This is a genomic window from Agrobacterium sp. ST15.13.015 (assembly GCF_027871645.1).
GTDB lineage: Bacteria > Pseudomonadota > Alphaproteobacteria > Rhizobiales > Rhizobiaceae > Agrobacterium > Agrobacterium leguminum.
The window spans coordinates 70656-83161 of record NZ_JAQAHF010000017.1; the positions used below are offsets into that span (position 1 = coordinate 70656).

Annotated in this window: 10 protein-coding genes; 6 read left to right on the forward strand and 4 right to left on the reverse strand. The window is 56.6% G+C overall.

The window, feature by feature from the left end; translation table 11 throughout:
- Positions 1-53: 53 nt before the first annotated feature.
- From PIB16_RS22275 to PIB16_RS22285, 3 genes are all read right to left on the reverse strand, one after another.
- Positions 54-893, reverse strand: coding sequence for a type 1 glutamine amidotransferase (locus PIB16_RS22275; protein WP_192321234.1), 840 nt, complete (start codon positions 891-893; stop codon positions 54-56).
- A 38-nt stretch (positions 894-931) separates the two neighbouring features.
- Positions 932-2437 (reverse strand): aldehyde dehydrogenase, encoded by a 1506-nt coding sequence (locus tag PIB16_RS22280; protein WP_192321236.1) that lies wholly within the window; start codon positions 2435-2437, stop codon positions 932-934.
- A gap of 103 nt (positions 2438-2540) precedes the next feature.
- Complete coding sequence (locus PIB16_RS22285; RefSeq protein ID WP_192321238.1) at positions 2541-3293, reverse strand: SDR family NAD(P)-dependent oxidoreductase; 753 nt, start codon at positions 3291-3293, stop codon at positions 2541-2543.
- 155 nt (positions 3294-3448) lie between these two features.
- On the opposite strand from PIB16_RS22285, the gene PIB16_RS22290 reads away from it, so the two are divergent.
- Positions 3449-4831: an aldehyde dehydrogenase family protein gene (locus PIB16_RS22290; RefSeq protein WP_192321240.1), complete on the forward strand. Its 1383-nt coding sequence runs from the start codon at positions 3449-3451 to the stop codon at positions 4829-4831.
- The gene (locus PIB16_RS22295; protein ID WP_192321242.1) at positions 4828-5610 is read left to right on the forward strand and encodes an N-formylglutamate amidohydrolase; all 783 of its coding nucleotides are present in this window, start codon (positions 4828-4830) and stop codon (positions 5608-5610) included. Before PIB16_RS22290 ends, PIB16_RS22295 begins: the two co-directional genes overlap by 4 nt.
- Positions 5611-5716: 106 nt before the next feature.
- Here the strand turns inward: PIB16_RS22295 and PIB16_RS22300 are convergent, their stop codons facing one another.
- Entirely contained in the window at positions 5717-6262 is a 546-nt protein-coding gene (locus PIB16_RS22300; protein WP_192321244.1) for a helix-turn-helix domain-containing protein, read from the reverse strand.
- A gap of 741 nt (positions 6263-7003) precedes the next feature.
- Between PIB16_RS22300 and PIB16_RS22305 the strand changes: the two genes are divergently transcribed.
- The 4 genes from PIB16_RS22305 (at position 7004) to hemE (ending at position 12421) form a co-directional block, all read left to right on the forward strand.
- Complete coding sequence (locus PIB16_RS22305) at positions 7004-8044, forward strand: zinc-dependent alcohol dehydrogenase family protein (protein ID WP_192321246.1); 1041 nt, start codon at positions 7004-7006, stop codon at positions 8042-8044.
- 180 nt (positions 8045-8224) lie between these two features.
- Positions 8225-9577, forward strand: a complete 1353-nt coding sequence (locus PIB16_RS22310) for an aminotransferase family protein (RefSeq protein WP_192321248.1) — start codon at positions 8225-8227, stop codon at positions 9575-9577.
- 318 nt (positions 9578-9895) lie between these two features.
- The gene (locus tag PIB16_RS22315; RefSeq protein ID WP_192321250.1) at positions 9896-11332 is read left to right on the forward strand and encodes a methyl-accepting chemotaxis protein; all 1437 of its coding nucleotides are present in this window, start codon (positions 9896-9898) and stop codon (positions 11330-11332) included.
- Positions 11333-11359: 27 nt separating this feature from the next.
- Positions 11360-12421 (forward strand): uroporphyrinogen decarboxylase, encoded by a 1062-nt coding sequence (gene hemE / locus PIB16_RS22320; RefSeq protein WP_271046333.1) that lies wholly within the window; start codon positions 11360-11362, stop codon positions 12419-12421.
- Positions 12422-12506 lie beyond the last annotated feature (85 nt).

A 12506-nucleotide genomic window follows, 5' to 3' on the forward strand; every position in this document is an offset into this window, starting at 1 on the left:
CATCGTAACACCGCGTAGTAGCCTATGTTCGAAACCGAGAGTGTGCGATTGACTTAATGAACGGCGGCCCCAACTTTGACCCTTAACCAGTTGGCGATCTCCGTTAACCGCACGCGGTCATCAAGCAGGTCCTTGCCGATTGCGTATTGCCAAGAAATCGAACGCCGTTCCCGATCGTCATGAAGCAGTCGCAAGTTGCCTGCATAGGCGGCGAGTTGCTGCGGATCCTCGAAGAACTTTTCCTCATCAACGATCACCGGAGCGTATCGGACGAGAACGTCTGCGATATCCTTCAGCGAAAATTCAGGGTGGTATTGCACTCCCCAGAAAGTGCCGTTCTTGTAGGATATCTCAGCCGCCTGAACATCACTGACGCTATTTGACGCCGTAACGATAGTGCCATCGGCCGGGCGCGTCACATGATCCGCATGCACTGCCGGCGCATCGAAGGTGACGGGTCTTCCATCGTGCAGCGGATGGCTAATCCCCTCGGAGGTCAGGCGAATAGCTCTGGCGAAGCCCACCTCCCGGCCACGCTGATTTCGAAGAACCTCACCGCCAGCGGCAACAGTCGCAACCTGAAGTCCCCAGCATGATCCGAAGAAGGGGACGCCACATGCGAACACCTCTTGCGCAAACTCTATCTGGCGGCGGACCTCCGGACGATCCTCATAGATCGTCAGCGACGAACCGGTTAACACGATGCCATCATATACATCGATCGGTTTCGGCGGTTTCTCGCCGGCATCCGGCAGATTGTAGATGTCGATCTCAATCGACGGACAAAGCGCCGTGATGACATCTCCATAGCCTTCGCCGGGTGTAGAGCCTCCGATCTCCCTGGATCTCTGTCTGGAGGCATGCACGTTTCCTTCTGCAATAAGTATTCTCATCGTCATTGGTCCGACATGGGGTTAAGGGCATTCACAGGTCAGAGCCTCACCCAGGTCGTCTTCAACTCGGTGTACTCGTCGAGGGCATGCAGCGACTTGTCCCGGCCGTTGCCGGACTGCTTGTATCCACCGAACGGTGTCGTCATGTCGCAAGCGTCGTAGCAGTTGACATAGACGATCCCGCTTCGAAGCGCCCTGGCGACCTTGTGAGCGTCTGAGAGGCGATCCGTCCAGACAGCGGCGGCAAGCCCGTAAGGGCTGTCGTTCGCGACCGCTACGGCCTCGTCGGCGCTATCGACAGGGATGACCGAGAGAACCGGACCGAATATCTCTTCCCGAGCGACCTTCATGTTGTTTGTGACATTGTCGAAGATCGTAGGAGCTACATATGCCCCGCCGCTCTCCACCAGGGCGCGGGTTCCGCCAGCAGCCACTCTGGCCCCCTCGGCCTTCGCGGTTTCGATGTAGCTCATGACGCGATCTGCGTGGCGCAGATCCACCAGCGCGCCCATATTCGTTGCTGGATCGAGCGGGTCAGACGGTTGCCTGTTCTTTGCAAACTCGGCGATTATCTCCACGACCTTGTCGTGAATCGGTCGCTCCACAATCAGTCGCGAAGGAGCGATGCAGACTTCACCCTGATTGGCGAACATGCTTTCAGCCGCTGTGATGGCCGCCTTCTCGATATCTGCATAGGACGACAGGATGATGTTCGGGCTTTTCCCGCCAAGTTCCAGACCAACCTTCTTCAGGTTGGACTTGCCAGCATATTCCATGAGCAGCCGGCCGGTCGAGGTCGAACCCGTGAAGAAAATACCGTCGACGTCCATGTGGCTGGCGAGAGCTTTACCCGCTGTATGCCCGAATCCGGGCACCACGTTGAATACCCCAGGCGGAATGCCTGCTTCCAGTGCGATCTGCCCCATTCGGATTGCCGTCAATGGCGACTGTTCCGCCGGCTTCAGGACGACCGAATTGCCGGTGGCCAGCGCCGGCGCGGTCTTCCACGCGGCGGTCAGCATCGGGAAATTCCATGGAACGATTGCGCCGACAACACCGAGTGGTTCGCGGGTAATGAGGGCGAGATCCTGATCCGCGGTGGGAGCGATCTGATCGTAAACCTTGTCGATTGCCTCTGCATACCAATCGTAGCAACGGGCCGTCGCGTTTACGTCGACAGATAGAGCCGCTGAGATCGGCTTGCCCATGTCGAGTGATTCAAGAAGGGCAAGCTCCTCGAGGTTTTCCCGCAGCAGCGCGGCAAAACGCTGGAGGATACGCTTGCGCGCAGCCGGCGCTTGCCCCGCCCACCGGCGATCCTCGAAGGCCGCGCGTGCAGCCCGGACGGCCCGGTCAATATCAGCAGCGCCACCCGATGAAACTTGGGCAAGCAACCGCCCGTCAATCGGAGAAAGACAATCGAAACTGGCTCCGTCCGTCGCTCTGGTCATCTCGCCATCGATGAGCGCACGACCTTCTATCTTCAAGTCCGCTGCGCGAGAACGCCAGATTTCGGCGCCTGCAGATGCACTTTTTTGATCCATGGAAGCATTTCCCTCTTGTAGGCCGTCGGCAATCGCCCACGCTAAAAACGACATTCGACCGCCGAGGCGACCAAATCGGGTCGCCTCGGACCACAGATCATGCTCAGTACTTGAGCATGAGGCCGCCATCGACGATGAGGCTGGTGCCGGTGATATATCCGGCAGCGTCGGAAAGCAGGAACATCGCCGCGTTGGCCATGTCCTCCGGCTGGCCGACCTTCTTCATCGGCACATAGTCGGATGCGTTCTTCAGCTTCTCAGGGGAATCCCAGCGAGCCTGCATCGGCGTGTGTGTGATTCCCGGATGAATGACATTGGATCGAATGCCCTCAGCGGAGAGCTGCATCGCGATGGAATTGGAGATCGCGACGACACCAGCTTTCGATGCCACGTAGGCATCTTGCGGCGCAGTATCGCCACGGAGGCACTGCACCGTTGCAAAGTGGACCATGGAGCCACCGCCCGACTTTCGCATGTAGGGCACAGCGGCCTTGATGGTATGCACCATGGACTTCAGGTTGATATCCATCACCTTGTCCCAGATATCGAGGTCTATATTGAGAAGGGAGACGTCCTTGCCAAACCAGAGCACGCCGGCGATGTTGGCGAGATAGTCGATGCGGCCAAACTTCTTGTATGCCGCATCGACGGCATCATTGACGAACTTTGCGTCGGTTAGATCGCCTTTGGCGTAGACGCATTTGGCGCCATCTTTGAGTGCTTCCGGCTGTTCCTTGACGTCGATCGCCAGGACCGACGCACCGGCCGCAAGCAGCCCCTCGGCGAGCGACAGCCCCATCCCCCCGCCAGCGCCGGTCACGATGGCGACGCGGCCGCTGAAATCAAACTTGATCATGTAAACTCCCTCTTTTTCGCGTTTGAGAAGTCGCCACCAAGAGCCCCGTTGCGAAACAACAATTTCGTTGCAGAATCGTGTTGCTGTTGGAAACGTGTTGCTTTATACGAAACATAACTGACCATATCAACACATTTGTGATAGGAGAGAGCACAATGCCCATCGAGGTTGTTTCCCCGATTGATGGATCGAAGATTCTTTCAGTCGACACCGCCAGCGACTTGGCCGTTGACACGGCGCTTGCAAAAGCGGAGTCGGCATTTGAAACTTGGCGGAATTCCTCCAAGGACGAGCGTGCTAGGCTGGTCATCGCTCTCGCCGATGAACTCATCCGTCGGAAGGATGAGCTTTCTCGCGCGTTGACCTTGTCGATTGGCCGTCCGGTGGCGCAAGCCGACGAAACCCAGCGCTTCAAGGCCGTCACTGTGACCCAGATCGAGGCGCTCAACGCGATCGGCGACGACCCTTATCCTTCCGATGCCTCGATCAAACGGTTCACGCGCCGCAGTCCCCAGGGTGTCCATCTTTCCATCGCGCCGTGGAATTATCCTGTGGGACTGCTTCCGTGGCTGATCGTGACCCCTCTTCTCGGCGGTAATCCCGTAATCCTGAAGCATGCGGCGCAGACCGTCGACGTCGGTCGGATCATCCGGGAAGCCTATGAGACAATCGGCGGACCTGAAGGTGTGTTTCAGGTTCTGGAACTGAGCCATGATCAGGTCGATCGCATCATCCGCTCCGGCAGGATGAAGGGGGTCAACTTCATCGGCTCTGTCGCAGGTGGACTTTCCATCCACCGCTCGGCCGCAGGGACACTCACCCACGTCCATCTGGAGCTCGGCGGAAAAGATCCAGCATATGTGCGCGCCGACGCGGATATCGAACAGGCGGTCACGGATATCGCGGATGGTTGCTTCTCAAATGCCGGTCAGTCCTGTTGCTCCGTCGAGCGCATCTATGTTCACGAGGCGATCCGCGACCAGTTCCTCGCTCGCTTCAAGCAGGAAATGAAGAAGTACAAGGTTGGCAACCCGCTCGACCCCAACGCAACCGTCGGGCCAGTCGTGAAGAAGTCGGCAGCGGAACTGATCCGCAGCCAAATTTCCGACGCGGTGATGAAGGGAGCAACCGCCTATTCCGAGGAACCACTCAATCTCTCAGGTGTCAAAGACGCTTATTGCTACATTGCCCCGACGCTTCTAACCGACGTCGACGGGACGATGACAGTGATGCAGGAGGAGACTTTCGGCCCCGTTGCCTGCGTGCAGACCGTAAAGAGCGATGACGAAGCCGTGCGTCTGATGAACGACAACCAATATGGGCTCACGGCCAGCGTGTGGACCCGTGACGTCGATGCCGGCCTCCAGATTGTGGATCAACTGGACGCCGGTACGGTCTTCGTCAATCGTTGCGATCATGCTGACCTCTATCTTCCGTGGGGTGGACAGAAGATGTCCGGACTCGGCCGCGGAAACGGCAAGGAAGGTCTTTACGGCGTTACGGACGTTAAGTCGTTTCATATCCGGAATCCGCAATGAGCCAGCCCGTCACGTTGAGCGAAGCCGAGATCGCATCCTACGCAAGTGATGCGGTTTCGGTACTTGAAGGTGCGAGGCGCCCGGACATCGTGGTGCTATGTGAACATGGGGGCAGTCAAGTCCCGGCTGCTTGGAGGGGCCTCGGTTTGCACGATGCCTTTTTCGAGACTCACTACGCACATGATATCGGCTCAAGGGAGTTAACGGTCGCCGTAGCGGACCGCCTCGGAGCCACAGCGGTACTTGCCAACTATTCGAGGCTGTTTCTCGATTACAATCGCAAGGCCACTGATCCTAGCTGCATTCGCCCCGATATGGGGGGCATTCCGGTGCCGGCTAACGTGCATATTTCGGATGAGGAAAGGTGCCGGCGGGAGAGGATCGCAAGATCTCCGGTCGAGCGTGTCCTGGAAGATCTATTGGAAGGCGAACGGCCCATCGGCAAATTGATCGTCTCTATCCATTCCTTCTCGCCGGTGTGGGAGGCGGTCTACAGATCATGTCAAATCGGTGTCATGTGGAAGTGTGACAGCCGCCTTGCATTGCCTCTGATTCAGGCGATGGACGTTCAGCGTCGGTTTACGGTAGAGGAAAACCAACCCTACAGTTTTGCCGATAGCGACTGGTTCACATTGGATCGGCATGGTCTGTCAATCGCCGTTCCGAACGCCTACATCGAGGTCCGAAACGATCTGATCCATGACTCATCCGCCGTCTCGGAAATGGCGGAAGTGATTGCCGTCGGGATTGAAAAAGCCGCAACATCCCTCGGTCGGTGACGCATGCATCCGAACTTTACCGATCGGGGCCAGCGAAGGCCGGCCCCGACCGGGCTTCATGTTTTGGCGATCGTCACGGCGAACAGCGTCTGTGCTGACAAGAATCTCAGGGAAGGCTGTTTATCATGAGGACGTTGGCAGGTCCGCCAATGGCCAGATAGGCGTGCGGCTGATCCGAGTCGAACAATATACTGTCCCCTGCATCAAGCGTCGCAGGCTCATAAATCTGGCTCAAAAGTTGTGCCTGGCCGGAGAGCACATAGAAGAACTCCTGCCCCGGATGTTGCCTCCAGCCTCCATTCTCCTCCAGGCTGGTTGCGGACAGCGTCACAACCCAATAGAGACTGTTGTGGTCCTTGAATTCGGAGCAAAGCGGAGTGAAACGCATTCCAGGAGTCGTCTGGCCCTCACTTGCCGTGCCGCGGGTGATCGTCCGCCGCCCGCTTGCTACGGGTCGGCCTCTCGACAGGAAGTTCGCAGCCGGAACCTCAAGCAACTCGGCGATTTTTAGCGCCAGATCGACCGAAAGCTTGGATTTCCCAGTCTCAATTTTTGAGAGTTGTGACGCTGAGATTCCCAAATGATTGGCCAGCGTCCTCAGACTTATGCCCTTTTGGCTACGCTGAGTTCTGATGGCGTTCTCGACATTCATTTTGTCGCCTCCCCAAGTCGCCACGATTTTCGACTGCGCGGTACCTGCGGGAACCGGAGGCGGTGCAAGTTTTGCCAAGCCAGGTGCGGATTGGGCTGAAGACAGCGATCTGTTTCTCGATTGAAGGAGAGTCATTGTAATCCTTGCGGGTTCTGGACAAGAGCCCCATCCCAAAGCACTCGTCCTCCGTTTCCTCGATATCCTTTCAACATCTCTCGGAGCCGATTTTGTTTTGCGGCCTCCGTGTTGCTGATGGCGTTATCCTTTTGCTTCCTCCGAAACATGTTTACATCATTGGAAACAGTCGCGCAACAACTCGCTAAGCTCTCGCAATTTTGTGTGCTTTTTTTGATAGATAAGCTCTCCGCGCCACCTGAAACAACCAGAGACACACCACGCGCCAGGAGTGTAGCGGATACGAGCCGTATTCCTTGCGCCTGGAACTGTGGAGGAGTGGCCAACCGGTCGTGGTCGCCAACCTTTCCGCTTATCGGCGTTAGGCCGAACCTTTGCTTCGAAAGCTAGTGTCTAGGGCCCCCATCTCGTTGATTTCGTCATGTGATTGTTTGTAACACATGTTTCCTTATAAGAAACGCCGTGTTACGGAAGCTCAAATGGCTCGTAATGGTGGCGACCAAAACATAGCGTCGGTGAGGCGCCATACTTGTTGCGGACCGCAGCCGTTCGGAAAGCGGGCTGGTGCGATGAATGAACCTGAGTTGGAACTGCTGGGAGTGAGAGATGCGTGCTGCGGTATATGAGAAGTTCAAAGGTGAAATCGTTGTCAAAACGGTTCCGGATCCTATCCCAGCCGAGCTGGGCGTTGTCATCGATGTCAAGGCGACTGGCCTGTGTCGGAGCGATTGGCATGGGTGGGTTGGACATGACGACGATATCAACCTGCCACACGTGCCGGGCCACGAATTCGCAGGCGTGATCAGGGAAGTCGGGCGAGGGGTGCGGAATTGGAAGGCGGGGGATCGCGTCACGATGCCGTTCATGGGAGTCTGCGGCACCTGCGCGCAATGCTCCTCGGGCAATCATCAACTCTGTGACGATCAATTCCAGCCAGGCTTCAGGCATTGGGGTTCGTTTGCTGAATGTGTTGCCATCGATCACGCTGACGCCAATCTGGTTGCTTTGCCGGAATCGATCGACTTTGCGACTGCGGCGGGTCTCGGCTGCCGCTTTGCGACGGCTTTTCGGGCGATTGCCCATCAGGCTCGCGTGGCGCCCGGGCAGTGGGTCGCCATTCACGGATGTGGTGGAGTCGGCCTTTCGGCGATCATGATTGCAAACGCCCTTGGCGCCCGTGTCATCGCAGTCGATATCACCGATGAAAAGCTGCAGCTTGCCACCGCACTCGGAGCGGAAGTCGTCATAAATGGCCGGACAACCCCTGACGTTCCCGGCGCAATTGTAGATGTGACGGGAGGCGGTGCGAATGTCTCGGTTGATGCGCTCGGAAGCATGACGACCTGCCGAAACTCGATCGCATGCCTGACCAAGCGCGGCAAGCACGTTCAGATAGGGCTGCTTGCAGGTGATCAGGCGCTACCTCCAATCCCAATGGGACGTGTGGTTTTGCGTGAGCTTGAGATCATTGGTAGCTACGGTCTGCAGCCGTTCAGGTACGCCGACATGCTGGCAATGATCACGACCGGCAAGCTGCACCCGGACAAACTGATCGGTCGAACGATCAGCCTGGAAGAGGCTGCGAATGCTCTTCCGCGCCTCGATAGCTCCCAGGACGTTGGCGCGGTGATCATCGACAGGTTCTAGCGCCACGCTGGTCGGGAATCATCCACTTACCTCGGCAACGGGCGCCTCGCCTCGATCTCACGAAGGATATGAGTGGCTATGCAATTGGATCGCGATCGGTGAGCAGGCCGATCTCGCTCAAGGAACAATCTCGACGGCTCTGGCCGGGTCGGGCGCGTAAAATGGATGAGGAGAAACTTGATGTCGGCGTTGATAAAGCAGAGCCTTGGTGCTGTATATCCTGTCGTGGACCACGGGAAGGGTGTCTGGCTGTTCGACACCGAAGGACGCAGCTATCTGGATGCCGCATCCGGTGCAATGACAGCCAACATAGGGCATGGCGTTCCGGAAATCGCATCCGCTATCGACGCCCAGCTCCGAAAGGTCGCGTTCACCTACCGCACACAGTTTACCAGCTTGCCCGCTGAGGAGCTTGCCACGCGCCTCACCGAGCTTGCACCGGGAGACCTGAACTATGCATTCTTCCTCAACAGTGGATCGGAGTCGTCGGAGCATGCCATACGTGTCGCACTGCATATATGGAAGGAGCGGGGGAGGCCTTCGAAAACCAAGATTCTCGGCCGCCAGCGCAGCTATCACGGTATGACGATGGGGGCCTTGTCGATGTCCGGCCATGATGTTCGCCGAAAGGATTACGGACCTCTCCTTCATCCCTTCCCAGTTGTGCCGCCAGTTTACACATTGCGCCGGCCGAAGGGACTTAGCATCGAGCAATATCATCGCCAATGCGCCGATGCCTGGGAAAACGCCATTTTGGAGGCTGATCCTGACACTGTCGCGGCCGTCATAGCAGAGCCGATCGTGGGGGCTGCTGGCGGTGCTCTTATGCCACCAGAGGGCTATTTCAGGCGTGTCCGCGAAATCTGCGACAAGTACGATGTTCTCCTCATTCTCGATGAAGTGATCTCCGGGATGGGACGGACGGGAGACTGGTTCGCATCTCAATGGCTCGACGTGGTTCCCGACATACTCCTCGTCGGCAAGGGATTGAGCGCTGGCTACACTCCGATGGCCGCCGTGCTGATGAGGGAGGGGCTCGTGGAATCCATTCGCCAGGGGAGCGGTCATGCACCTTTTGGGCACACCTTCTCCGGAAACCCTTTGAGCGCGGCGACCTGCCTTGCGGTTCTCGACTACATGCAATCGAATGACGTTCTCGACAATGTTCGACAAAGGGGGGACGAACTCAGCGCAGGCCTTCGAACTTTGTCGCAGAGATTCAGGCATATGATCGATGTCAGAGGACGGGGCCTTCTGTGGGGTTTCGAGTTCGTACTGGATCGCGACACTCTCGAGCCTCCGAGCACGGATTTTATGGTATCCGCGAGGTTCACGGAGTTATGCCGCACATTGGGCCTCATCGTCTATCCGGCCGGCGTGGCACCTCTCAATAACTCTATCCTCCTTACTCCGCCTTTGACGATCGCGGCGGACGAAGTGAAGGAAATTCTCGTTCGGCTCGAGAAAGCTCTGATCGAGATGGAGAAGGTGCTGGATGGCGAGCAAAAGCGCGTGTCGGAAGCTCGGGGCTAGCAGCCGAGTGGAACGACCGTTTGGTGAAGTTTGCTGTTCTCACGGCAGCGGGGAGGGGATGTCGCGCTTACCTTCCCCGGCTGCAATCGGCAGCAGAAATTGGCCTTCGCAATCGACTTCCGTTCGGGCTGAGTGCTCGGCATTTGCCAGCCTGCATGCGTCACCAGGTCGTCTGTAAGATTTTTGGTTATGCGCCATGTTTCGTATGGTGCGAAATGTTTCTAAATTTGATACACGTTATATTAAGAAGGCATAGAGATTATTTTTCCACGACAAAAGTGGCCGCAGTTTGAGCGGTGTTTGACCGGGGGGCAGACGTTGAAAAAGATCGAGGATCAGATCACACCATGGACCGCGGAACAGCAAAAAACCGGGACTATCGTTCTTTCACTGCTTGAGCCGCGCCTCAGAGACGTGTTGACGGCCACATACGCTGTTACCATGCCGAATTTTCAAGGTCTCGACGACGAGGTGCTCAGAAAGGAACAACTCGTCTTCAGGAACATAGTCTCCGGCACTTTTTCGCCGGAGTATTTCCAGGCCCAGGCCGAGATAGCCTCGGCTGTCGCCCGTGAAATCGACTATCCGCAATTTCTGTCGCCAACCTACTCCACATACGCGGCCGAGTTGATGATAGCGCTGGTGGATGAATGTCGCTGGAAGCCCCGAGCGAAACGAAACGAATTCATTCACAGCCTTATGCGATCAGTGTTCGTGGATGTCTCGGTCGCAATGTACCATTTCTTTGCCGAGCTTGTGCAGCAAGCTGATGCGGAGCGAGCCGTGTTTGATCAGAAACGTGCTGAGGATACAGAGAATGATCGCATCTCGATGCAAATACTCCGCACTGCATTGAAGGAATTGGCAGAGAGGAACCTAGCCTACCAGATTGCTGATGACGTTCCTACCAAGACCGAGGATGCGAAACGTGACTTCAACGCGGCGGTGGCAACCCTGCTGCAAGCCATGACGCATATCAGCGCGACATCGAATGATATTCTGTCGGGAACCGATGATATCGCTGCTGCTGTGCAAGATCTGGCGCGAAGGACGGAAAGCGAGGCGGCGTCGTTGAAAGAAGCTTCCGCCGCGCTGGACGCCATAACTGCGGGAGCCCGGCGCTCGCTGGACAACGCGCTGAAGGTCAAGGATGTCGCTGCTCAGGCGAACGCGGACGCCGAACGCTCCGAGAGTATCGTGCAGCAAGCCGAGAGTGCGATTGACGACATCGCTCAAAGCTCACAGCAGATCACCCAAATCGTCACCGTCATTGATGAAATTGCGTTTCAAACGAATCTGCTGGCATTGAACGCAGGTGTCGAGGCTGCCCGGGCGGGAGATGCCGGAAAGGGTTTCGCTGTGGTTGCGTCGGAAGTGCGCGCCTTGGCACAGCGTTCCGCGTCTGCCGCCAAAGAAATCCGAGCTCTCATCAATGTGAGCTCTACTCGTGTTGACCATGGAGTTCAATTGATGAACAGCACCAGCGAGGTGCTCAGCCAGATCGTTGCAGAAGTTACTGCGATCAACCAGCTGATCAACGAAATTGTCACGTCCGGACGCGAGCAATCAAACGGCCTGAGCGAAGTCAATTCCGCGGTGCTTCAGATCGATCATTTTACGCAGCAGAATGCGGCGATGGTGGAGCAGACTTCAGCTGCTGCCTTTGGTCTTCGGGAGCGCGCAGACGCACTCTCCGAACTCATCGCAAAGTTCAGGCTTGCTCAGGCGTACCGTGGTCGCGCTCGCGTGGCATAGCGTTCGCTTATCAGGAAGTACCCGGAAATGGATTCGGAAAAGAAAGTCTTAAGTGTTGTCGACGGTAATCGGAAATGGCCGCCTCCTGTGTGGCTTATGCGCCAAGCAGGCCGGCATCTTCCTGAATATCGGGAAATACGAGCCTCAGTGGGGTCATTTCTTGACCTCTGTTATACGCCCAGACTGGCTGCTGAGGTCACGCTTCAGCCTGTGCGCAGATATAATCTCGATGCTGCAATCTTGTTCTCGGACATTCTAGTGATTCCTGACTCTTTGGGTTGCGGGGTGAAATTTTCTGAGAGCCGTGGACCCACACTGACACCTGTCGATTGCGATCGGATAGCCGCGCTTAATGTGGGAGGCATAAGCGAACACTTGATGCCAGTATTCGAGGCAATCCGGTTAGCCCGAAGAGATCTTGGCGACGATAAGACTTTGATTGGCTTCTGTGGTGCACCTTGGACCGTCGCAACTTACATGGTGGCGGGTCAGGGGACTGCCGATCATTTGCCCGCGCGAAAGTTTGCGCACGCACACCGCAAGTCGTTCAATCGGCTTTTGTCCCTGCTCGCGGATGTCTCTGCCGATTATCTGATTCGGCAGTTTGACGCAGGTGCCGACGTACTGCAGATTTTTGAATCGTGGGCCGATGTTCTCGGTGAAGAGGATTTCGATCAGTTTTCCATCGCGCCGATCGCACGGATGATTTACTTGGTGAAGTCACAAAGGCCACAAGCGAGGATCATAGTGTTCATAAGAGGTGCAGGCGTGAAGCTTCGAGATGTCCGGGATCGCACTGGTGCGGATTGTCTCGGGGTAGATTGGACCCAGCCGCTATCCTTCATCGCTGAGTTGCAGAAGCAAGGCCCTGTTCAGGGCAATTTAGACCCCCTGCGCCTTTTGGTAGGCGGTTCCGCGCTTAGGGATGCCGCGCAACATCTGCTCGAAGGACTGGGAAATGGGCCCTTCATCTTCAACCTTGGCCACGGAATTCATCCGGAGACGTCGCCGGATCATGTTACCGAGTTGATTCATATAATTAGAGCGTCGGGCCCTTACCCTGCAGCGCATCCTACGTGTTTGAAATAGTTCCAGCATTCCTCTTGTGTGAAGAGATCGCAGACTTTTCCGACGGCTTTCCAGAGGTCATTATAGGTTCTTGCCTTCTGTTTTC

Excerpts from the sequence above, each read along its gene's own strand:
- PIB16_RS22275 (WP_192321234.1), bottom strand. The coding sequence starts at position 893 with ATGAGAATACTTATTGCAGAAGGAAACGTGCATGCCTCCAGACAGAGA.
- PIB16_RS22280 (WP_192321236.1), bottom strand. The coding sequence starts at position 2,437 with ATGGATCAAAAAAGTGCATCTGCAGGCGCCGAAATCTGGCGTTCTCGC.
- PIB16_RS22285 (WP_192321238.1), bottom strand. The coding sequence starts at position 3,293 with ATGATCAAGTTTGATTTCAGCGGCCGCGTCGCCATCGTGACCGGCGCT.
- PIB16_RS22290 (WP_192321240.1), top strand. The coding sequence starts at position 3,449 with ATGCCCATCGAGGTTGTTTCCCCGATTGATGGATCGAAGATTCTTTCA.
- PIB16_RS22295 (WP_192321242.1), top strand. The coding sequence starts at position 4,828 with ATGAGCCAGCCCGTCACGTTGAGCGAAGCCGAGATCGCATCCTACGCA.
- PIB16_RS22300 (WP_192321244.1), bottom strand. The coding sequence starts at position 6,262 with ATGAATGTCGAGAACGCCATCAGAACTCAGCGTAGCCAAAAGGGCATA.
- PIB16_RS22305 (WP_192321246.1), top strand. The coding sequence starts at position 7,004 with ATGCGTGCTGCGGTATATGAGAAGTTCAAAGGTGAAATCGTTGTCAAA.
- PIB16_RS22310 (WP_192321248.1), top strand. The coding sequence starts at position 8,225 with ATGTCGGCGTTGATAAAGCAGAGCCTTGGTGCTGTATATCCTGTCGTG.
- hemE (WP_271046333.1), top strand. The coding sequence starts at position 11,360 with ATGGATTCGGAAAAGAAAGTCTTAAGTGTTGTCGACGGTAATCGGAAA.